The 21,400-nt window shown below is 69.3% G+C and carries 15 protein-coding genes and 1 pseudogene; 6 read left to right on the plus strand and 10 right to left on the minus strand.

Translation table 11 applies throughout. The features are described from left to right. Positions 1 to 35 precede the first annotated feature (35 nt). The 3 genes from ACGGAQ_RS03310 to ACGGAQ_RS03320 all read right to left on the minus strand — a co-directional run bounded on the left by ACGGAQ_RS03310 (position 36) and on the right by ACGGAQ_RS03320 (position 4,924). The gene (locus ACGGAQ_RS03310) at positions 36 to 743 is read right to left on the minus strand and encodes a hypothetical protein (RefSeq protein ID WP_393044141.1); all 708 of its coding nucleotides are present in this window, start codon (positions 741 to 743) and stop codon (positions 36 to 38) included. After that, positions 682 to 2,637, minus strand: coding sequence for a hypothetical protein (locus ACGGAQ_RS03315; RefSeq protein ID WP_393044143.1), 1,956 nt, complete (start codon positions 2,635 to 2,637; stop codon positions 682 to 684). The genes ACGGAQ_RS03310 and ACGGAQ_RS03315 overlap by 62 nt, the downstream gene beginning before the upstream one ends. Positions 2,638 to 3,109: 472 nt before the next feature. Next, positions 3,110 to 4,924 carry a hypothetical protein gene (locus ACGGAQ_RS03320; protein ID WP_393044145.1) on the minus strand — a complete coding sequence of 605 codons (1,815 nt, stop codon included), beginning with the start codon at positions 4,922 to 4,924 and terminating at the stop codon, positions 3,110 to 3,112. A gap of 373 nt (positions 4,925 to 5,297) precedes the next feature. On the opposite strand from ACGGAQ_RS03320, the gene ACGGAQ_RS03325 reads away from it, so the two are divergent. Further along, complete coding sequence (locus ACGGAQ_RS03325; protein WP_393044147.1) at positions 5,298 to 7,025, plus strand: hypothetical protein; 1,728 nt, start codon at positions 5,298 to 5,300, stop codon at positions 7,023 to 7,025. Further along, complete coding sequence (locus tag ACGGAQ_RS03330) at positions 7,022 to 8,671, plus strand: UvrD-helicase domain-containing protein (protein WP_393044149.1); 1,650 nt, start codon at positions 7,022 to 7,024, stop codon at positions 8,669 to 8,671. The genes ACGGAQ_RS03325 and ACGGAQ_RS03330 overlap by 4 nt, the downstream gene beginning before the upstream one ends. A 132-nt stretch (positions 8,672 to 8,803) precedes the next feature. Here ACGGAQ_RS03330 and ACGGAQ_RS03335 read toward each other — a convergent pair. The 3 genes and pseudogenes from ACGGAQ_RS03335 to ACGGAQ_RS03345 all read right to left on the minus strand — a co-directional run. Beyond that, a pseudogene (locus ACGGAQ_RS03335) lies at positions 8,804 to 9,384 on the minus strand (transposase family protein); the annotation flags it as partial. Between the two features lie 268 nt (positions 9,385 to 9,652). Then, positions 9,653 to 10,912 carry a helix-turn-helix domain-containing protein gene (locus ACGGAQ_RS03340; RefSeq protein ID WP_393044151.1) on the minus strand — a complete coding sequence of 420 codons (1,260 nt, stop codon included), beginning with the start codon at positions 10,910 to 10,912 and terminating at the stop codon, positions 9,653 to 9,655. Between the two features lie 10 nt (positions 10,913 to 10,922). Then, positions 10,923 to 11,588, minus strand: a complete 666-nt coding sequence (locus ACGGAQ_RS03345) for a hypothetical protein (protein ID WP_393044153.1) — start codon at positions 11,586 to 11,588, stop codon at positions 10,923 to 10,925. A 103-nt stretch (positions 11,589 to 11,691) separates the two neighbouring features. On the opposite strand from ACGGAQ_RS03345, the gene ACGGAQ_RS03350 reads away from it, so the two are divergent. Then, complete coding sequence (locus ACGGAQ_RS03350; protein ID WP_393044155.1) at positions 11,692 to 11,892, plus strand: hypothetical protein; 201 nt, start codon at positions 11,692 to 11,694, stop codon at positions 11,890 to 11,892. A gap of 37 nt (positions 11,893 to 11,929) precedes the next feature. Next, a complete protein-coding gene (locus ACGGAQ_RS03355) occupies positions 11,930 to 12,208 on the plus strand; it encodes a hypothetical protein (RefSeq protein ID WP_357195081.1) in 279 nt (92 codons plus the stop codon). Between the two features lie 191 nt (positions 12,209 to 12,399). Here ACGGAQ_RS03355 and ACGGAQ_RS03360 read toward each other — a convergent pair whose 3' ends face one another. The 4 genes from ACGGAQ_RS03360 to ACGGAQ_RS03375 all read right to left on the minus strand — a co-directional run bounded on the left by ACGGAQ_RS03360 (position 12,400) and on the right by ACGGAQ_RS03375 (position 19,165). Next, the gene (locus ACGGAQ_RS03360; protein ID WP_357195079.1) at positions 12,400 to 13,875 is read right to left on the minus strand and encodes a hypothetical protein; all 1,476 of its coding nucleotides are present in this window, start codon (positions 13,873 to 13,875) and stop codon (positions 12,400 to 12,402) included. 1,134 nt (positions 13,876 to 15,009) lie between these two features. Continuing rightward, a complete protein-coding gene (locus tag ACGGAQ_RS03365) occupies positions 15,010 to 17,742 on the minus strand; it encodes an FtsX-like permease family protein (protein ID WP_393044158.1) in 2,733 nt (910 codons plus the stop codon). Beyond that, positions 17,739 to 18,494: an ABC transporter ATP-binding protein gene (locus ACGGAQ_RS03370; protein ID WP_393044160.1), complete on the minus strand. Its 756-nt coding sequence runs from the start codon at positions 18,492 to 18,494 to the stop codon at positions 17,739 to 17,741. Before ACGGAQ_RS03370 ends, ACGGAQ_RS03365 begins: the two co-directional genes overlap by 4 nt. A gap of 164 nt (positions 18,495 to 18,658) precedes the next feature. Further along, on the minus strand, positions 18,659 to 19,165 hold the full coding sequence (locus ACGGAQ_RS03375) for a tetratricopeptide repeat protein (protein WP_393044162.1): 507 nt from the start codon (positions 19,163 to 19,165) through the stop codon (positions 18,659 to 18,661). 112 nt (positions 19,166 to 19,277) lie between these two features. Between ACGGAQ_RS03375 and ACGGAQ_RS03380 the strand changes: the two genes are divergently transcribed. Both ACGGAQ_RS03380 and bla read left to right on the plus strand, forming a co-directional pair. Next, on the plus strand, positions 19,278 to 20,246 hold the full coding sequence (locus ACGGAQ_RS03380; RefSeq protein WP_393044164.1) for a DUF5937 family protein: 969 nt from the start codon (positions 19,278 to 19,280) through the stop codon (positions 20,244 to 20,246). Between the two features lie 207 nt (positions 20,247 to 20,453). Then, positions 20,454 to 21,356 (plus strand): class A beta-lactamase, encoded by a 903-nt coding sequence (gene bla / locus ACGGAQ_RS03385; protein WP_393044166.1) that lies wholly within the window; start codon positions 20,454 to 20,456, stop codon positions 21,354 to 21,356. Positions 21,357 to 21,400 lie beyond the last annotated feature (44 nt).

Consider the following 21,400-nt stretch of genomic DNA (forward strand, 5'->3'; position numbering starts at 1 on the left):
GGGGACAACATACCGGTCCATGTCGCGCAGGGGTGTCACCACCAGCGGCGCCTGACCTTGATCTCGCGTACGGGTATCTCGGAGGGGTGTAGGGGACGTTCGACGACGGGCCGGATCGTGTGGGGTGTGATGCGGTCGCGTTCGTGTTCCTCGGCGAACCGGGCGGCCTGTTCGTGTTCGCCGAGAGTGTCCAGGGCCTTGAGGAGGTCGGTTACCAGGATGTCGAGGCGGTGGGTTTCGGCTTCGGCGGCGAGGAACCGTTCGTGGTGGGTGACTGCCCGGTGACCGCACCACTGGCGTAGTAGTTCGTGACGGGGCCGGTCGTGGCGGCGGTACCAGTCGTACTCCCATTCCGGTGTCGTCGACCGGCTGTCGCGGCCGACACGGTAGTCGTCGCCGAACTTGCATTTGTGGCGGGACTGGGCTTCCTGCTCGATGACGAGGGCGAGGACCTGGGTCGGATGGGCACGGCACGCGGCCTCGACCAGCTGGAGGGTGCCGGCCGGTGACAGGATGGTCCGGCCGTCGTGGTCGAACCATTCAGCCGAGGCGAGGATTTCGTCGACCGGGCCGCCGATAATCTCGCCCAGCCGGGCCCTGTCGCGGATGTCGGTGGCGCATGACACCGGGGACCAGAGCAGCTCGGCTACGTCATCGCCGATCAAGAGGCCGAAGATCTCCTCAACGCAGGCTTCCTCTGTGCGATCGAGGCTCAGATCGTCGATGCGTTGCCAGTTCGCCATCAGCGCGTCGAAGGGTCCGACCTCGTTCCACGGCACCCGCAGCCGCGACCCGGGGACCTTCTCCACCCGTTCGTCGGGGTCGTCGAGGAATCTGATCTCGAGGCGGGCGCTGGTCTTCTTCGGCTCGACGGCCAGAATGCGGACGCGTTCGGACGGTCCGTGGTCCGACTGCCGGTACGCCCATTCGTCGCCGACGGTGAAGCGGGAGGGGTCGATTCTCATCCAGCCGTCCTTCGGGTAAGCGTCGCTTGTTGCGTGGTACCGGGTCGGGCTGGCGGTTCGCGCCGCGATGGCGGCAGGTCCCGGCGCAGGCCCGTGCGCATCCGGCCGGAGTGTGGTGGCGGTTGAGGTGTCGACGCACTTCAGGCGCCGCGGTCGAGCAGCCCGTGGTGCCACGATTCGGCCCGTCGGCGGGTGCCGGCGTGGGCCTGCCGGTCGTGATTAGGGCGTGCTCCTTGCGTGGCCCGTGGGGGCTCCAGTCACCGAGGAACGGGCGCAGGTCGTCGGGTCCGGGTTCGGGGTTGTAGTCGATGTCAGCCAGCACGCGGGGATTGTGGATGGGGTCGATCCGGTCGGCGGCGGCCCTGCCCCACGCGACCCAGCTGGCGAGGTACCCGCCGGCGCCGGTCCGCCCCGCGGCCGCTTGTTCAAGGGCGGTGCAGAACGCGCGGATGTCAGCTGCGGTGGTCCACGCCTGGTAGGCGTTGCGGAAGGTTTCCACGCGGATGTTGTCCGTGGCCCGGACGCGGGCGTCGGCCATCGCGGCGTGCCATTGCGCGAGGGTGGCCTCCTCCTGCCGTCTGCGCTCGGCCGCGGCTTCCTCCTGCCGCCGCCGGTGTTCGGCCGCGGCCTTCTCCCGCGCGACTTCGGCTGCCCGCCGTTGCTGTTCGTCGGCGGTGACGCCAGCCTCGAACCCTTGGATGATCTGCGTGACGCGCTGTTCCAGACGTACGCGTGGGGTGTCGGTCCAGGTGTCCCGGTTGTCGTGGCTGGCCCGGGTGATCTCCAAGCGGAGCCTGCCGGAGTCGACGACGTCGAACTCCGCGGGTTTCATCCACGGCCGCAGGCGCAGCACCTTCAGCTCCTCGGCGGTGGGTTCGTGCGGGACCTGGTCGCGTTCCTCGGTCAGGGTGACTGTGCGTCGGACCTGCCCGGCCTGGAGGAACATCCGCGGGTGTTTCGCCTTGGTGTTGACCCCGAGCCGGTGCCCACGTCGGGCTGCCTCGCCGGCGAGCTGCCGGATCAGCAGTAATGCTCGGGGCAGTAGGTCGGAGCTGACGGCGAGGTTGGTCGGATCGGCCTCGAGGGCGCTGAACGCCAGATGCGGGTCGGTGGTGACACGTCGGGTGTTGAGCCGGATCCGGTTCCAGTCGGTCTCGTCCGGGCCGGCGTCGGTGTACAGGCGGATGACGATGTCGCCGGCGTCACGGCCAGTGTGGCGCAGATGGTGACCCGATGGCACAAGTCCCTCCTGCTTGAGCGCGTGAATGATCCGGCGGTACCGGGCCCGCGTTCCACTGTCGGGACTCTCGATACGGACCATGCCGCCCTCGTGCTGTAGACGGTCAAGCAGTTCACGAGCCGATCCCAGCAGGTCCTCCGACGAAGCGCCGCCGGCGATGCCGCCGGATGCCGGCGTCTCGGACCGCGGGAGGGAAGCACGGTGGTCGGGATGATCCGGATGGTGGCCATGCTCAAGGTAGAAGCGACCGGCATCAGTCGAGCACGCCCTCCACACCCCTGCCTTGCGTGTCACCGTCACCAGGTTCCGGTCCTGGAGCGCACGCGCCGACCGGCGGTACTCGACGCCGTCCGGGCCACTGAGGTCATCGCCGCCGTGGATCCGGCGAAGCAGGTCAAGCTGCCGCTCATTGAGCGAATCCCATCGCTGCACCACCCGACAGTAAGGGGCACCGCGTACTCGATGGAGCTGGACACGGCCGTATATAGCAGCCCGGTCCGAAGAACGATCCGAACTGTCGGCTCCGCCTGAAACTGACCCGTGGTTTCGGCACCGCCCGAACAGAGGGGCCAAGGTTGAACCCGTGTTGACACCGACCAGGATCGGGCTGTCTGCGAACTACGAGCCTGTCGGCGGGTGGCCCCTCGACTCTCTTGGCCGGGAGAAGCGGCCGGGCTCGTCGTGCGCGATCAAGCTGTGCGGTGTGATGAGCGGTGCAACACTGGTTGCGAGTGCAACGCAGACTTCTGCAGTGGACGTGGTCCGAAGTAGAGCACGAGCGCCTTAGTGCCGCGGCATCTAGACACTCCGGACAGCCGGTCGAGTTAAGCTGCTGCATCGCTGCTCGACGCTTGCTGCCGCCGGGACTTGGCGGCGGAGCCCGCCCGGCCGGCCGGAGCTGCTGTCAATCGTCGGGTCCGAGGAACCCGAACCCGGACGCCAGGTAACGCAGTGTGTGCTCGACGAGGTCGTCGACCTCGGCGACGGTGAGGTCCAACGGCGTGGTCACCGTCGCCGACATCCACGGACTGAGCTGCTCGGGTGGGCTGCCCCAGTCGGCGAGATCAAGCATGTCGAGCAACCCGACGACCCGTCCGCCAGGCGGCGACGCCCACGGCCGTTCAGTGCCCAGGTGCACTTCGACACGGCTCGGTCCGGCGGGAGTGGCGGCCTCGGGATGCGGGGTGGCAGCGAGCGGCAGAGACTGGGACGCGGCCAGCCACGCAGCGGTCAGGTAGCGGTGCAGGTCGGCCGGGTTTAGCCGGTGAGGCAGGTCGACCGGCGGGGCGTCCGGGCCGGTGACGTGCTCGGGTAGGGCGGTGAAGTCGATCCGCAGGTCGACGATGCTCACGACGGTGTCACGCAGCCCGTCTGGCAGCTGAAACCGCGCCCACACTCCGAGCGCTGGACGGCCCTCGGTACCAGGGACGAGCCGGCGGTAGCTGGCGAAGCGCCGGTTGTTGTAGCCCTCGGCCTCGGGCGTCCGGTCCCAGTCACCGCCGGCGTCGAGCCCGAACCGGGCGGCGAGCGCGGCGATGACCTCGTTGAGCGGTCCTTCGCGCAGCGCGGCGCGCAGCCGCCGCCGTCCATCGCCGTCGATCGCGAGCGCTGCGTTGTCGGCCCAGCGCATTGTGGCGGCGCACCGGAGCCGCAGGTCCATCATGTCGCCGCCGGCCGTGTACCAATCGCGGGTCATGCCGACGTCGAAACTGGACGCCGTTTGCGGCTTCCACCGCCAGCCGCCGCCGGGGTCACGGACCAGGCGGCCAGCCTTCCAGTCGCCGCCGTCGAGGAGCACCTCGTCGGCGTCGGTGGATAACAGCGGCGGAGTGTCCGCGGTGACGACCGGGTAGCCGACCGAGGACAGCTGCCCGGCACCGGCAGCGGCGCGGATGGTGTCCCACAGTGCGGCGGTGACCGCGACCGCCGGTCGGCCGCGCCCGGCGCAGATCACCGCCTCGCCGCCGACCGGTACGTCAGATTTCCTGCTGGTTGGGGCGGTGAAGTGCTGTACCCAGCCGGGTCCGTCGTCGTACACCTCGCTGCTCGGCTCGCCCAGCACGGCCGCACCACCGGCGGCCCGGTACGCCGCCTCGAACGCCCGACGACAGCCGGGCTCGCCTTGGCCGACCGTGAACCGGCCGCCGGCCAGGGCGGCGTGGACATCATCGAGCGTATCGATCGCCTTGACCAGCACCTGACCCGGCGAAATGAACTCGGCGAAGCGTGCCGCGACATCGGGATAGGCGTCGAGGAACGCGGAGAGCTTGTTGGCGTCCCACAGGTCCCAGCCCTTCAGGCCGAGTCGGTCGGCGTAGCCGGCCAGCAGAGTCCGGACCCGGTCGATGCCGCCGCGCCGCGCGACGCTGGTCAGCCGCACGTTCGTCGTGACGATCAGGTACTGCGGGACGCGGCCGTCGCTGACCCGTTTACGGGCGGGATCGGCCCACAGGTCCAGCTCGCGGATGATCGTGCGGCTCAGCCAGTCCGCGTCGTTGCGCCCGACGTCGTGCTGGCGGCACTTGGCCTGCAGGATGCCGTAGCCGTCCCAGCCGCTGCTGCTGGTCCGGTACGGCACCGGGCCGTCGAACGCGGCTTCCCGGCCGCCGTCCGGTCCAGGACCGAAGACCTGCAGGCCAGGCCCAAGCACGTGCACTGCCAACGCCCGGCACAGGTCCTCGAACCGCCGTTCGTCGATCCGGGTCAGGTCGTATGTCACCGCACCATCATCCGGCACAGATGCGGCAGCTCGTGAGGGCGACGCGGGTAGCACCGCGCCGCAGGCAAGCGCGCCACTGACAGCCGCCGCACCGGATCGGGTGAACACCGGCCCGGGCCGACGGGGTCCGCACGTTGCTGCCGATGGCCCGAGCGGCGGCGCTCATTCCGGTGCGCTGCGGGAATACCGGTGGCGTCGACGACGGGTTGGATGCGTCCGAGCCAGAAAGTCAGCGGCGACATCCCGGGTTAGTGCGGCAAGATAGAGCGGCTCCAGACGGTCCATGGACACGTCCTGTTGAGCGAGGCAATAATCCGGCGAGCTGCGATCGGAACGGCTCGACCGACCCGACAGAGAGCATCAGTTTCGAAAGGTGGACGGCGTCGTGCGCGCACTCAGGGTTCGCTTGCAGCGCTTCCGCGGCTTCATCGACCTGGAGCTGTTCCCGGCCGAGCACGCCGTGGTGGTAGGGGAACCGAGGGCAGGTCGCACCGATTTGATCACTGCGTTGCGGCGGGTGCTCGACCCGCGTAGCACCAACGCCCGCCCCAACTTGCTCGACGTGCACCGACCGGTCCCGACGCCGGACGCGGAGGATGAGCTGACCGAAGTCGAGGTCACGCTGGTCGAGCTCGACAATGCCGTCGCCCAGGAGCTCGACGACCGGCTGGAGCTGATCGATCCGGACACCGGTCTGCCGGCGGAGGAGGCCCGTGCCGACGAGGCGGTCATGGGGCTGCGGTTGTGCTACCGGCTGCGCGTCGACCAAGCCAGCGAGACCGCCGAGCACTGGGTGGAGTATCCGAAGAGCGGCCTGCGGACGCCTCGCGCCGAGCGGGATCTCGTCGCGGCGATCGTGCTCGACCGGCGTGCTCCGCTGCAGCTGCGCCCGGACGGGACGTTCCGGCGCCTGGTCTCCGACGCCGACGAGCCGGACCTGCTCGCGGCGCTGGCGGCGTTGAACACGGATGTGGCCGCCGCGACCGACCGGCTGACCGGCAGCAACAGCATCCGAAAGACGATCGAGGAGGTTCTCGGAGCCGGGGCGGCGCAGTTGCTGCAGATGACCAGCGCCGCCCCGGCCGACGACATCGGCTTCGCCGCCGATGACGGCTCCGTCTCGGCGATTCTGCGGGCTCTACAACCCACGCTGGCCCTCGACACCGCTGGCGCGCTGCCGCTCGCGGCGCACGGATCGACCACGGCTGGGGTTCTGGCCGCTGCTGAAGCGGTGGTTTCGGCATCGGAGCCTGGCGCGATTGTGCTCGCTGACGACTTCGGCGATGACCTCGACGCGGCGTCTGCGGAGTATCTGGCCTGCTTGCTGAGGCGTAAGGCCGGGCAAGTGTGGCTGTCCACCCGCCGCCCCGACGTGGTCCGGGCGTTCACACCTGAGGAAATGATCCGGCTAACCCGCAGCCACGGTCACCGTCAGGTCCATCAGTTGGCGCCCACCACCGGCCGCAAGGAACGCTCGGCCCGCCGCCAACTGCACCTGCTGTTGCTGCCGGCGATGACCGCCCGAACCGTGGCGCTGCTGGAAGGCGCGCACGACTTGGACGGCTACACCGCCGTCGCCGACCGCAGGCTGCGCCGGAGTGGCGTGGCGCCGCCGGCCGCGTCCGGTGTGCGGATGGTCGCCCCGGCCAACGGCGACGGCGGCAAGGATGAACTGCCCAAGCTGGCCCGCCTCGCGAGCGAACTCGGCTTCCACGTGCGCGTGGTGCTCGACAACGACAAGCCCGGCGCCGACGCCGCCCTCATCGCCGAACTCACCGGGGTGGCCGAGCAGGTGATCCAACTGCCCGAACGCACCTCGGTCGAACGGGCATTGACCCACGGCGTCGAACCGGCCCGGCTGCGGACAGCGCTGCGCCAGCTCGTTGATGACCACGACTTGACCGGCATCGACGTTGACACGATCGACGACAAGGATCTCGAGGCCAAGACCATCAAGCAGTTGAAGGCGAAGGGTGGGCTGCACCAGCCGTTCATGGAGGCGCTGCCGCCAGGTCAGGTTCCGCACCTGGCCAGAAAGGTCCTCAACACGCTGTGCAAGCCGGTCGGCGCGGTCGGACTGGTGGAGTTGACGCTGCCATGACCTATCAGCCTGACCCGACGCAGCGGCAGGTCGTCGACGCCGACGATCCTGTCCTGCTGGTGTGCGGCGGTGCCGGCACGGGCAAGACCACAACGGCCGCGGCAGCTGTCCGAGCACACCTGCAACGCGTCGACGACCATCACGCCGCCACGGCCGTCCCGCGCCAGCGCACCCGCCGGCCGGCGGCTCGGGCGCTGTTCCTGTCGTTCTCCCGCTCGTCGGTGGCACAAATACTCGACCGCACCGCTGAGGTCCTCGGCCCGTACCAGCCGCGAGTTGAGACCACCACCTTCCATGCTTTCGCCTGGCGGATGCTCGCCCGCTGGGGTGGGACGATCGGGCTGGCCGAACCGAGGATGCTCAGCGAGACCGAAGCCAAGCTGTTCCGCGTCCGCGACACGGTCCGCTACCGGGACATGCTGCCCCGCGCCCTAGAGCTGTGCGCCGTTCCTGCCGTCCGCGAACACCTTCAGGCCCGCTGGTCGATCATCGTCTGCGACGAGTTCCAGGACACCGACGACCGGCAGTTGGAATTGCTGACCAGCATCCGCGGCGACGCCCGGCTGTTGCTGCTGGGCGACCCCAACCAATGCATCTACAGCGAACTGCCCGACGCCGTCGGCGTCGGGCCGGAACGGCTCGACACTACCCTCGAGCTGCCCGGTGCCCGGCGCATCGACCTGCCCGACGTGTCCCACCGCGACCCCAGCAACATCCTGCCGGCCGCGGCAGCCGCGATCCGTCGCCGCGAGTTCGACCATGACGCCGTCACCGCCGCCCTGGATACCGGACGACTACACATCCGGGCGGGCCTGCCGACCGATCGGGAGGCGGAGGTGGTCGCCGGCGTCGTCGAGCAGCTGCGGGCCGAAGGGCACACCGTCGGGGTGTTCAGCCATCACGTCGACGCCACCACCGGCCTGTCCGACCAGCTCACCGGACTCGACATCGCCCACGAGGCCATCGGCCTGCCGGAATGCCTGAGCTCGGCCCTCGACGCGCAGCACGCGATGGTCCAGTTCGCAGGCGATGTCGCCTCCTGGACGCGGGTGCTGCAACGTCTCGCGGTCTTCGTGACCAGCTCGGTACGTGGCAAACAGGTTCCGGACCTGGCTCGGATACTCCTTGGCCAAGTCCCTGCGCCCGCGACCCTTGAGCGGCGTCTGAACAACCTCCGCCAACACCTGGACGGTGCCGGACCGTCCGCCGCTGTGGTCCTCGCCGCCGAGGCGCACGACACTCTTGGACTGCCCCGCGGCGGCCGTCACTGGCAACGCGCCGCTCAGCTGCTGCAGCCGCAAGTCGTACGTCACCTGCGTCGGCACAGCGAGCCGGCCGAGGCGTTGGGAGCCCTCGACACCGCCATCGCCGCGTACCGCACCGACCTGCTCACTCACGTCACCGGTGAGCCGGCCGCACCGGTGCAGCTTATGGGGCTGTACCAGACGAAGGGACGCGAAGCCGACGCCACCGTCGTCGTCCTGCGCAGCAACGACTTCTACGGACCGGAGCGCCACGAGCCCTTCGAAACCGGCTCTCGCCTGCTGTACGTGGTGCTAACCCGCGCCCGCCACAAGACCATCGTTCTGCTCTTCGGTGACGACCCAAAGCCGCTCGTGGCACCACTGGTCAAGCTGGCCCGCTGAGCCGCGTCCGCGCCCAACCGATCGAGTGATGCCGGTCCGGGGACCAGACCGGCCCGACGAGTGGGCTGACCTCATTCGTAGCGCCCACCCGGACTGCACCGGATCAACAAGCCGGCTATGGGGCTGGCCTAGGTATCGGCTCGACCTGTCTGGCCGGTTCTTTATCCCCCGAGCGCCCTGGTATCCCTTGTCCGCGAAGGTAATCACGTCCGCGTTGGTCAGCGCGTCGATGATGCCATGGATGCGGGCGGCGGTGAGTTCGTGTGCCGAGCCGGGTAGCGCCGCTGAGGCCCACACGAGCCGACCGGCGGCGTCGGTGAGGACCTGGACGTTGACGCCATGGCTTGTGTTTGCCTGAGGAGTACGGCTTCTGGTCCGCCACGCGGCCGATCGGAATCAGCGTGCCGTCCGATCACGTACGCCAGGCGGCGGATGCGCCTCATCGCGGTGGCCAGGTCCTCGGCGCCTGCGGCGAGCAGCATGATCGCCTCCCGGACGTAGCACCAGGCGGTGGCGACATCGACGGCCATCCCGGCGGTGAGCCGGGCGTAGGTGTCGCCGTTGCGCAGGTGCGCCAGGGCGAGCAGCGCCTGCCGGCCCGGGCCGAGGCGCCGCCACCGGCTTCGGTGCTGGGTGCGGTGCGCTCGGATGCGTTCGGCGAGGTGGTTCAGGGTGCGGCTGGACAGCGGGATCGTGGAGAGGTAAGACAGCACAGGCGAGGCTCTCAGTCGGGGCATCTAATCTTGGTCGACTGCTGTCTTACCTAGCGCCTCACCCTCATCGATCTCCGAGCTCGCCGCACCCGCCCTGAGCTGCAAGATCAGCTTGGAAAGGCTCCAATGGTTGATCATTCCGGCCTGGTGTGAGTCGCTGGGCGTGCGGTAGCCGCCGATCGGTGGTCGGCTTGCTCCCGTAGCGGCGACGGGGACACTACGGATCAGATGGTTAGGGGTTCCAGCCCCTTTGGGCCGCCCCACACGATCAAAGCCGTGACGAGCGGAGACGCGGGCGGGTCACTGTCTGCACGTGGGCGATGCCACCCTGGTTTAAGCAGTCAAGCACCAGGTCGTACACCTGCTGGTAAAAGTCTGCCGACTCCGCGTCTGCTCGTACCGTCACCTCGATGGGCGTGTACTGGGCGAGGGGAATGGTGCTGCCCGCGTACGAGAAGTTCATCCCGTCGGTGGTCCAGATCTGGAGCCGCTCGGTCTTGTTCCACTCGAACCGGACCCTGACCTCGTACTCACCGAGTCCCAGACGGTCGCTTGCCTCACGGATCAGGCCCATAAAGTCTGCGATCGCCACCTCGACGTCTCGCGACTCGACGACGTGGTCATCGTTGTACTCCGTGCTCGAACGCCGGTGACCGCCGACCGCTGCCGCGAGGCTCACTGAGCCGTTGTCGTGGATGCTGATCCAGGCTTCCTTCCAGCGTTGGCTGTCGCCGTCGATCATGGGTCTAGCCGTCCATCGGCGGAGCCCGGGGCGGGGGTTGTTCCGGTCGACGTTCTCAATCGGGTGCAGGCTGCCTCGCCCGACGTAGACGAGGGCGTTCTTGCTCGCCTCCTCGAACGCCATCCTGGCTGCCGTCTGATCTGGCCGGTTCGTGAGCGCCGACGGCAGTCGCGGGTGCGCTACTGCCACGATCCAGGCGGGGCTGTCGGGTGAGCGCATGGCGGCCGACTCGGCGTAGAGCTTGTCGAGCACCTCGGTGGATCGCCGGCGTTCGTCGAAGCGCGCTCGGTACATCGCCTCGATCTGACGCTCTTTCATCCAGACGGTGTCTGCGTCGTTGCGGATGGGTGCGCCGAAGTACTCCTTCTTGTAGATCAGATGCGGGCCGTCGATACTGGGTGGGATCACGACCACTACGCACTGGTTGCCCGGTTCGCCGAGCTGAAGTACCTCGAGCCCGAAGACCGGCGGGCTGATCGCCGTCACGGCGGCGCTGCGCAGGCCGCGCTCATAGACCTCAGTCAGCTCGCCGGTGTCCTTGCGTCCGGTGGCTGTCTTCTGTGCTTCGGTGACGCCGAAGACCAGTGTGCCGCCACCGCTGTTGGCCATGGCAGCAACGTCCTTGGGGAAGTCGGAGTTCGGGATCGCGCCGAGCGGCGGCAGCTCGGATTTCCAGTCCAGGTCGTCCGTTTCGCGGAGGCCCTGAGCGATGGCGCGGTCGATCATCTCGCCTGTGAGCGGACCGGACGGATCGCCGAGGTAGCGATGGAGCGATGTGAAGGTCATCGAGGTACACCTACCAATTGCGGCTGGTCAGGTAATCCGAGTCCGGTGTGGTCACCAGCGACCTCTGCGACGTTTCGAACTTGTCGAGGATCTTCTTAAGCCTCTCGATGGTGTGCTCGGACTTGGACTGTCGGGCGTACGCGAGCACCAGCTCGCGGTCGTAGGCACCAGCTGCTGCGAGATCCTTGAGGAAGCTGAGGGTCACGAGCTCATCGGTGCCCTTGGTCCAGCCGTTGTATCCCTCGGACACGATGCCCTCCAACACCTTCGAGATCTCGGCGCTCAGACCCGCGTCCATGACCTCGCCAGTGACGACGTTGTACGCGCCACGAAGCCTCGCCCAAGCGTCAAACTCGCTAGGGATCCACTCGACGAGCACCACCACGCTCCGATCCAGGCGCTGGATCTTCTCCATAACCTTGTAGGTCGGGCACCAGGCAAGGACCACGCCGCCATCTTGTGGGTGGCCGCTCCGCTCGGTCACGATGTCGAGCTTGGCGAGTTCGGGGTGGTGAGTCGCCGAGTTCTTGTCGGGCGCTACGACCGTCAGATGGGCGCTGCGCTCGCGCGCTACAGCAAGGCCGAGCCGCTTGCCAGGCTGGATCGTGTCCGTTTCGGTGCCACGCGGCACGTAGATGTAGCGATGCCTGAGCACCTCTTCCAGCTGGCCCGACACAGCAGCTCCCTCCAGGTCGTTCTGCTCAGGGAGGCTAGACGGCACCTCCGACAGTTCCAGCACAGCCCCGAACAGGCCCGGAAACCGTCACCGACCAGCCGCCTTGGTCGTCCACCTCAACGGACTCGCCGTCAACGCCGCCCTCACTGAGCTCGTCGCCTGGCTCGCCGGTGCGCGCCCGCCCGCCGCCTGGCTCGACATCGACCTGCTCGGCACCACCAAGCGGCCCGGCATGCAGATCGGCCCGCGGCACACCGGCGATCGCGACCCTCGATGCGTCGACTGCGGCGGTTCAACCACATGAAGACCGCCGTCGCGAAGCTCAATGACACACCCACATCGTGACCCGGCACGACGCCATCATCGACGGACATCAAGGTGGCCGTCATCAGCCGACTCACGTCGGCCAGGCAAGCGCGAAGCCGCCGGTCGAGCAAGACGGACATTGGAAGGAGGTGAGAGACATGGCGAAGAACACCGGACGCGGACACCGCGTCGGCGCGGTCAAGAAGCGTAGTGAGTTCAAGGTCGGCACGACCTGGTTCAAACACGACACCACCACCGGCCGCATCCTCAACGGCAGCGCGAAGCAGCACAAGGGCGTCCGCAACGAGAAGTGACAGGCCGCCGGCGGCGCTTCCGGGTGCCGTCGGCTGCCTATCCGCCGACGGCACCGCGCCGCCACCTGCACCGATCGACTCTCTCTACAGATCGGGGGACGGGCGAGTCCGGCGATGAGCCCGAGCACGAGACCCAGCACCAGTAACGAAGACCACTTCAACTCGAGACCCGGTTATCCCAGGTGCAGCCGTTATGCCACGCCAGCGCAGCAGAACTTGTACTTGCGACCGCTGGCACATGCGCACGGCCGGTACGGTCCCTCCTGGTACGTCGAGGCGTTCCCGTCCACCGATGGCCCGCCGGGGACGAAGTCGACCAGCATCGAGCCGGAACTGACGACAACGTTCATGCCGGCCTCCGCCGGGATGCCCCAGTTCCGGTCACCCGGTTGGTCCGGCCCGGGGATGGCCGGCTGGTCACGGGCGGGCAGTTCGCGCGCTGCCCGGCGACCGTGCCGCGCCAGTGTCGTCCAAACGGTGGCGGAGGTCTGGTTCTGGCCGGCTTCGAGTTTCCGCTTGACCATTTCGATGATCGTGGTGGTGGCGACGGCAGCCGCGCCGCCGGTGGGAAACATCGTCTCCGCGACGATGCCGGCACCGAGGGCGAAGGCGTCTCCGCCGTACCGGACGCCGATGCGCGACAGCGCTCCCCGGTCGGCGTCCCGGCGGGCGGCGTCGACCAGTGGCCGCAACGTCGCATCCTCGCGGTCGCGCAGGTACGTCGTGCGTTCCTGCGGCGGGGCGGCGGGCAGCTCGCCGTACGTCTCGTAGAGCTGGCGGCGGAACTCGCCGAAGTTGTCGTCGTCGTGGACGGCGGCAACCACCTTCGCGTTCAGACCGTGGAAGATCGGGACGTCCGAGGCGATCAGCAACTGGGCCACCCGTGCTTCAGCGGGGGCGAGGCCGGCACCCACCCGATCGCAGAGGAACTCCTCGAACGGGAATGGGGCACAGTACGTCGCACCGGTCTGCGACGCGAACATAAACTCCCGTGCGAAGTAACGCACGCCGTGCTTGATGGCGGCACGTAGCTGCGTCTCCCGGTCACCTCCGGCGAAGACGAACGTTCCTCGCAGGTTGTCCGCCGTCGCCACGTCAGCTGGGGAGAAGCGGCTCGTTACGGCGTAGGGATCGGTGATCTGCTCCATGATCGCGGCGATCAGATCGCGCACCTGCGCGTCCTCGCGTCGGTGCAGCGCAGCGGCCGGGACGATGCTGACGATGCCGCGCTCGACCAGCGGCTTGAGAGCGAGCAATCCCGGTACGGCATTGCCGAGGAAGGCGCGCGTCTCCGCGACGTTCGCCCGGCCGTCCTCGCTCAGGTATCCCGGCCGCCCGGCCATCGGACGCTCCAGGTAGTACTGGTCGGCCGAGAACCAGTCCGAGATCGGATCACGGACGACGACGTGCCGGGCGTAGAGCAGAGACGTCAGGATCAGATCGCTGGACTCGACGTAGAACGGGTTAGCCGACGGCCATCCGCCAAGGTAGGTGGCCTCACGCGCCGGTGCGGCGACGGCCGCGTCGCAGTAGCGGCGGACCTCCTCGCCGAACGCCATCAGCTCGGTGCCGGGTACCCGGGAGAAGTCCACGCGGCCGTCGCGGCCCGCGTAGTTCTCCACCACATCGATGATCGAGACCACGATGACGAACATACGTTTGATCACGGGGTTCAACCAATACCAGGTACGGCATCGCATACTCACGGGTGATCGCCAACCGGAACGGCGACGCGCACCGGCGACCACGAGCAGCGTCGAGAATCGGCGGCCGCGCCGACGCTGCTCTCCGGTGCCCTCGGGCGGCTCACGGCGTATGCCGCCACCATCTGGTCGGCCGTCACGGCGGGCGCGGGCCGGGCGACGACGCCAGGCGAAGTCGCAGAAGGGTCGACCCGAGTAACTCGCAACGGCAGTTACCCAGCGCGATGGTGCTCCGATGGTGCTCCGATGGTGCTCGGATGTTCAGCACCTGACTGGTACGGAGCGAGAAGAATCAGCACGCCCCCAATCAGGCGCTCGTGCTCGGGACACGCTTCAACACGCGTCACATCCGCATGCCGCTGACCAGGCATAACTCTACGGCCCTCATCAGCACGAACAACCGCCAAACAACACCCACGACCGGACGAGTCACGGAAAGTAAGAGCATCTGATCCGTGCGGACTACGGATCAGAATGCTCGAGTCAGAGTTCCATCGCATGGTCAGGGGCAACGAGGCACTGTCCACCGTGGTCCTCCGCTCGCGGTTAGACCATGGCGAACGACGCCTTACTGATCTTTAGCAAGCGATCACAGCAAGGCCCCGCTGCGACCGGCAAACGCAGGCAGAAGACGGAAAGCCGCAGGTCATGACCCTGCGGCCACAAGCGAAGCCTCGGGTTAGGAAACCGATGCTCTATCCCCTGAGCTACGAGGGCGCGAGGGCCCAGTCTAGCGACCGGGGGGTTCACCGGGGGTGGCAGGGACTGGCCCACGTTCACCCACGTTCCCCGGACCCCTGTTCTTCCAGCCCAGGACCACACCCGGAGTCTCCCGATACGGTCTGCTCGTGCACCCGGGCGCCGGCCGGGGCGCCGACCGGGTCCGCGAGCGGGCTGCTCGCCGTCATGGCCACCCTGCCACGACATCTCAAACGGTCGCTGACCTGAGACCAAGGCATCGAAATGGTGATGCGTCACCAGCCCAGCATCACCGCGGACATGCCGGTCTACACCGCGGTCGCCGCCGAACTCAACGGCCGCCCACGCAAAACGCTCGGCTGGGATACCCCAGCCGAGCGCCTCGCTGCACGGCCTCGGTCAGCCGAGTCGCCGTTCTATCGGCAGGCGGGACCGGGTCAGCAGACCGGCACCGAGCATTGCCACCAGCGGCACCACGGCCAGTACGCCGAGGATGGACCACGGGACGACGATTGGGTAGGGGTCCGGCCCCGGCCAGGCCCGCAGGTACGCCTGGTTGACCGCCGTGAGGATGGCGACGATCGCCACCAGGCCGACGGTCATGCCGAGCAGCGATCCGAGTCCGGCGATCAGGCCGGACTGGCTCAGCGACAGCTTTCGGCGTATGAGTGGGCTGGCGCCGACGGCGGCCAGGGTCGACAGGTCCGGCCGGCTGTCGGCGGCGGTGAGCCCGGTGGCGATCCCGGCCGCGCCGAGGGTGATCAGCCCGGCCGCCACCGTCAGGACGAGCATGATCGGATCGCCCGACGTGTCGGGGCCCCGCTCCACGCTGACGCTCAGGCCGGCGGAGAGAGCGCCGACCTCGGCCCGCAGGCGGTCCTCGGCCGCCAGGTCGGGAACCCGGGCGGTGGCGATCACGAAACCCCGTTGATGGGCGATCAGCCCGGTGCGAGCCAGCGCCGCCGGCGAGAAAATCGTCCGGTCCGACCGGATCCCGGTGGCGAGGACGTACCCCGGCAGTGTGAGGGCAGCGGGCTTGTCGCCCCCTTTCAGGGGACCTCCGGGCCTCGACACTGCGGGCGGCTGCACGGTCACCTTCCCGTCCACCACGTATCGGGGGTCGGTGACGACCACACCGCCGGCTCGCAGCGTGGCGGCGGCCCGGGTGAGGTCGTCGCCGGAGGCCCCGGTGAGCGGCGCCAACGCGCTGCCGTCGTCAACCACGAGCCCGATGTAGCTGCGCGGATAGGTCTCCTGGGCTCGTTGACAGCGGGCGTCGGCGCGGGCCTGGCGCTGCTCGTCCGGAGTGAGGGGCCGTCGCATCGCGAAGAAGGGGCACTGCTGCGGCGGCGGAAGCACCAACTCGGGGATGGGATTCGGGCACGTGCCGGGATCCCAGCCGCGGCAGTCCGGGACACGTATCGAGGCCACCTCGCTCCCGGGCAGGGCACGGTGGGCGATCGCCGCGATCCGGTCGAGCGGAACCGCCCGTTGACCCGATGTCAGGGGACGCACCAGGGTCACGTGACCGATCGGCGTGCTCGGGCGGTACGCCGCTTCCGACCGTGCGTCGCTGCTGTACTGATAGACCCCCAGGCAGATGGTGCCGGCGACGGCTGCCATCACAGCGGAGATCGCCGGAGCGGCCGCCGCCCGGTTGCGGCTGGCGTCACGGAGCGCGATCCGTGGCGCCAGCGGCAGGTGCCCGCCCAGTCGGGTGAGCAGGCCGAGCAGGGCCGGGGTGCAGAGCACCAGTCCGAGCTGGGTCAGCACCAGGCCGGCCAGCACCAGGTTCGTCGACACCCGGACGGCGGCGTACGCCGCCAACCCCGTACCGCCGCCGGCCAGCACCACGCCGGCGACCACCCACCGCCGCCGGGAACTCGCCGCGCCGCGCCGTCCGGTCAGCGCGACGACCACGTCCTGCCGGGCCGCCGTGACCGCGGGCACCAGCGCCGCCATCAGCCCGGTGAAGACTGCCAGCCCGGCGACGGCGAGCAGGGCGGATGGAAAGAAGCGGTAGCCGCCGGCCCGTGCGTGGGCCAGATGCTCCTCGACGAGCGGCCGCCCGGCGAACGCCAGGATCGCGCCCAGCAGGATCCCGGCGACGGCCCCGACCAGGCCCAGCACCACGCCGTCCGCGAGCACGATCCGGCGCAGGTGGGCGGGGCTGCCGCCGTTGGCGGCCACCAGAGCGAGGTCGCGCCGGCGCCGCCGCGCACCGATGGCGAACGCCGGCCCGGCCAGCAGCACGACCTGCACGGCGACGAGACCACCGAGCAGTACGCCGAGGCCGACGGACCGAGCGTCCACCTCGGAGCGGGACGGACGCGGCACCGGCGGCGGGTCGAGCATCACCGCCCGGGAGATCACGAGAACGCCCTCGGTGTTCAGCCGTCTCACCTGCTCCCAGCCGACCGGGGCCGGTGCGTCGACCAACCATGCGCTCGGCGGGTCGGTGCGGGCGGCCGACGGCAGCACGATCACCTCTCCGAGGTGGTCCGGGATCTCCACGATCCCGACCACGGTGAACCGCCGCGAGCCCTCGGCCAGTTCGATGGTCCCGCCGAGGTTCGCGTCGAGCCGGCGCAGCGCAGCCTCGCTGGCGGCGACCTCGGTTGCGCCGGTCGGCGCCCGACCCGCTTGTAGGCGCGTCATACCCGCGGTGACCGGGTCCGCCAGATCCAGCCCGTACGACGGGACGGGGCCGTTACCGTCGGCGGTCCGCCAGTTCCAGTCCTGTTCGTCCCAAACCGGAACGACCCGGCTGCCGGCCGGCAGGAGGGCCGTCACCTCGGCGGTGGTCGCCGGCTCTGGGTGGTCGGTGGCGTACCGGTGCAGGCCGACAGCGGTGAGCAGACCACCGTCGGGGCTCTGCTCGACGGCGCCGACGTAGTCCCAGGTCACCCTGGCGTCGGCGGCGCCGAGCGTACGTTGCAGCCGTTCGCCGTCGGTGAGCTGGAGCATGTCGTAGGACGTGGCGGCGAAGGTGAGCGCCAGGACGGGCGTCGCGATCATCGCCGCCACCAGGGCGCTGCGCCCCTTGGCCCGGCGGGTCTCGCGCCAGGAGATGCGCAGCGCGGTACGCCAGGAGACCAGGGCGTCCGACAGGCGATGCCGTTGCCTGGTCATCGGGTCATGCCTTGAATCTGCTCGGACCGGTTCAGTGGCCCGGAGGTGCCGGTGACCGTCCCGTCCCGCATGAAAACCACCCGATCGGCCCAGGCCGCGTGCCGGGCCTCGTGGGTGACCAGGATGGCGGCGGCCCCGGCGTCCACCCGCGAGCGCAGCACCCGCAGCACCGACTCGCCAGTCTGTGAGTCGAGCGCCCCGGTCGGCTCGTCGGCGAGGACCAACCGGCGCCGACCGATCAGGGCCCGCGCGATCGCCACCCGCTGCTGCTGGCCGCCGGAGAGTTCATCGGGGAAGCGTTGGGCGAGGTCGGCCATGCCCACCTCGTCGAGCGCACCGGCGGCGCGTCGGCGGGCCCGCCGGATCGGGGTGCCGTCCAACTCGAGCGGCAGCGCCACGTTCTCCACGGTGGTGAGGGCGGGCAGCAGGTTGAGGTGTTGGAAGACGTAACCGATCGAGCGCCGGCGCTGCGCGGACAGCTGCGCCCGGTTGAGCGTGTCCAGCCGTTCGCCCTCGATCCACACCTCGCCCCGGGTCGGCCGGTCCAGTCCGCCGGCAAGGTTGAGCAGGGTCGACTTGCCCGAACCAGAGGGCCCCATGACGCCGACGAGTTCGCCGGGTCGCACGACCAGGCTGACCCCGCCCAACGCGGTCACCGCCGTCTCGCCGGTGCCGTGCAGCCGGTATGCATCGCGGATCTCCAGCACGCTCACCGGGCCGCGCCCCATCGCCGCGTCGGTGCCGGCGCACATGCGGGAGGGCGCCGTCGGCGGGCTCCCTGAGCGGAAAGCTCACAGCAGATGATCATAGATACGGAGTATGCATATCGAGTATGCAGTCCGCAAGGGCGACGCCCCGCCCCGACCCTGGCCGGCTTCCGTTGAGAGAGCCGACACGCCGTCGTCAACGCGGCGAATCAGTCGGACTCGACTAGGAGCCGGGCGTAGTTGGCCATCGACCGCTGGTAGCGGGGCAGGTGCTTGGCCAGCGCCCCGACGGCAATCGCGACTGCCTCCCGCTCCCGGCCGACGCTGGTCAGCGCCAGGGCGAGTGTCGCGCTGACCGCGTCGTCGAGTTCGTCGGAGCCGCGTTCGCGCTCCTCGGTCAGCAGCCGGACGCTCTCCTCGGGGTGCCCGACGTTTCGCAGCGAGCTGGACATCTGGATCACCGAGCGCCGCCGGCGGATGCCGTCGAGGCCCAGCTCCAGCGCCCTGCGGTAGAGCGGGACGGCTTTGTCCGAATGACCTGTCGAGTCCCAGGCGCAGGCGCGCTCGAACGCCGCCACCGGATGATCCGGCCCCAACTCGTCGGCGAGGACGCCGACCCGCGCGCGGAACTCCTCCTCGTCCCAGCCGTCGGGTGCCGCGTTGAAGGCCGCCCACAGGTCCGCGCTGCGCTGCTCCCAGTCGGCGCTCGGGTTCATCGTCGTTCTCCTCGCGATCGTCGGTTCACTCGAAGACACTCTGCGATCGCTGGTACCGTCGCCGCGAGTGATTCGGCGAAGGCCGAATCTCCTGCTCCGGAAGGTGGAGCGAATGGCGGTCACGCTGCGGTTCAGCTCTGCCGACCTGCTGCGCTGCCGCTTCGCCATCTCGCCCATGTTCGAGACGCTGTCCGCGGTGCGCCTGCTCTCCCCGCGCGAAGGCGGTGGCCCCCACCGCCGCTGGCTCGACACCCTCGACACGCGGGAACTCGACCTGCGACCGATCGCCCTGCTCCAGCCGCGTCGCGGCTACACCCCCGACTTCCTCTCGCCGCCTCCGGTCAGCCCTCACGCCCGGTTCGAGGACGAGCTCGCGACCGTGGCAGCCACCGACCATGACCGCGTACACGCCGAGGTTCGCCGGTCACTGGCCGACACCCCGGGGGCGGCCGAGTCGCCAACCGGACGGCTGCTGCTGGACGACCCGGCCGTCGTGCTCCAGACGCTTGTCGCACTCGTGAGGCAGGCATGGCAGGCCCTGGTGGAACCGGTCTGGCCGCACGTACGCGGGCTGCTCGACGCCGACGTGGGCTTCCAGGCCCGACGTCTCGCCGAAGGCGGCCTGGACCGGCTGTTCGCCGAGCTACATCCACGACTGCGGTGGACCAACGGCGTGCTGACCCGCGAGTACGGCGACGACGAGCATCGCGACCTGCACGGCGAAGGACTTGTCCTGGTGCCCAGCGCCTTCAAGTGGGACCAGGTGGTGGTCATCGTGAACCCGCCGTGGCAGCCCACGGTGATCTACCCGGCGCGAGGGCTCGGCGCACTCTGGCAGCCACTGTCCACCGATCGGCACGCGGCTCTGGGACGGCTGATCGGCAAGACCCGGGCGGCGCTGCTGCTCAGCCTCGACGAGCCGGCCAGCACCACGACCCTGGCCCACCGCCACGCGCTGGCAGCCGGGACGGTGTCCGAGCATCTGTCGGTGCTGCGCGACGCCAACTTCGTCGCCGGGGAACGACACCGGCACGAAATCCGCTATCGGCGTACGCCAATCGGCGAAGCCGTGCTCGGTTAGTGCGGTGTCCACAGAGGTTCACCGGGCCCGATGTCCCGGGACCGTCAGCCTGATCTCGGCGAGGACCTGACCGTCGGCACCGACGATGCCGGATCAGCATGAACACCGCCAATTCCGTCTTCGACCGCATGCCGGATCCCTGTCAGGGTCGAGTCCTGTCCGATCGGCGCTGTCCAGCGCCGGCCCACGTATCAACAGGGAGCAATCATGGTTTTTGCGGCACACCGCCTGGTGGCCACGGCGGCAGTGGTGTCCCTGGCCGCCTGCAGTCCCGCCGATGCCGCCGAACAGTCGACGCGGGACCGCACACCGACGTCGACCGCACCCGCCGCCGACCGGGATCACGAGTTCCGGCAGCTGGAGGAAAGGTTCGACGCGCGGCTGGGGATCTACGCGATCGACACCGGCACCGGCCGGACCGTGCAGTACCGGGCCGACGAACGGTTCGCGTACGCCTCGACGTACAAGGCGTTGGCCGCTGCGGAGGTCCTCGACGAGACCACGGACGCCGAGCTGGACCGGGTGGTGCGGTACTCGGCGGACGACCTGGTGACCTACTCGCCGATCACGGAGCAGCACGTCGGCGACGGCATGACGTTGCGCGCGATCGCCGACGCGGCCGTGCGCTACAGCGACAACACCGCCGGTAACCTGATGTTGCGTCAGCTCGGCGGACCGCAGAAGTTCGAGAAGGAACTGCGCGAGGTCGGCGACAAGGTCACCGATCCGGCGCGGTACGAGACCGCGCTCAACGAGGCCAGGCCGGGTGACCGGCGGGACACCAGCACCGCGAGGGCCCTGACCCAGGACCTACGGGCGTACGCCGTCGGCGACGCCCTCGACCCGGCGGACCGCGACGTCCTCAACGGTTGGCTGCGAGGCAACACCACCGGCGGGGCGCTGATTCGCGCCGGTGTCCCCGAGGGTTGGGTCGTCGGGGACAAGACCGGTGCTGGCGGCTACGGCACCCGCAACGACATCGCGGTGACCTGGCCGCCGGACCGGGCGCCGATCGTCCTCGCGGTGCTGTCCAGCCGCGACCAGAAGGACGCCAGCTATGACGACGCGCTCATCGCCGAGGCGACCGAGGTGGTGCTGGCCGGCTGGTGACCGGTTGACCGGCACCCACTCGTCGCCGAGCGCCCGCACGGACG

This window comes from Micromonospora sp. NPDC047557 (assembly GCF_043205095.1).
In the GTDB taxonomy this organism is placed as follows: Bacteria; Actinomycetota; Actinomycetes; order Mycobacteriales; family Micromonosporaceae; genus Micromonospora.

What these genes read in the sequence shown, in the direction of transcription:
- bla (WP_393044166.1), top strand. Translation starts at nt 20,454, where the DNA reads ATGGTTTTTGCGGCACACCGCCTGGTGGCCACGGCGGCAGTGGTGTCC.
- ACGGAQ_RS03330 (WP_393044149.1), top strand. Translation starts at nt 7,022, where the DNA reads ATGACCTATCAGCCTGACCCGACGCAGCGGCAGGTCGTCGACGCCGAC.
- ACGGAQ_RS03365 (WP_393044158.1), bottom strand. Translation starts at nt 17,742, where the DNA reads ATGACCAGGCAACGGCATCGCCTGTCGGACGCCCTGGTCTCCTGGCGT.
- ACGGAQ_RS03380 (WP_393044164.1), top strand. Translation starts at nt 19,278, where the DNA reads ATGGCGGTCACGCTGCGGTTCAGCTCTGCCGACCTGCTGCGCTGCCGC.
- ACGGAQ_RS03340 (WP_393044151.1), bottom strand. Translation starts at nt 10,912, where the DNA reads ATGACCTTCACATCGCTCCATCGCTACCTCGGCGATCCGTCCGGTCCG.
- ACGGAQ_RS03310 (WP_393044141.1), bottom strand. Translation starts at nt 743, where the DNA reads ATGGCGAACTGGCAACGCATCGACGATCTGAGCCTCGATCGCACAGAG.
- ACGGAQ_RS03375 (WP_393044162.1), bottom strand. Translation starts at nt 19,165, where the DNA reads ATGAACCCGAGCGCCGACTGGGAGCAGCGCAGCGCGGACCTGTGGGCG.
- ACGGAQ_RS03370 (WP_393044160.1), bottom strand. Translation starts at nt 18,494, where the DNA reads ATGTGCGCCGGCACCGACGCGGCGATGGGGCGCGGCCCGGTGAGCGTG.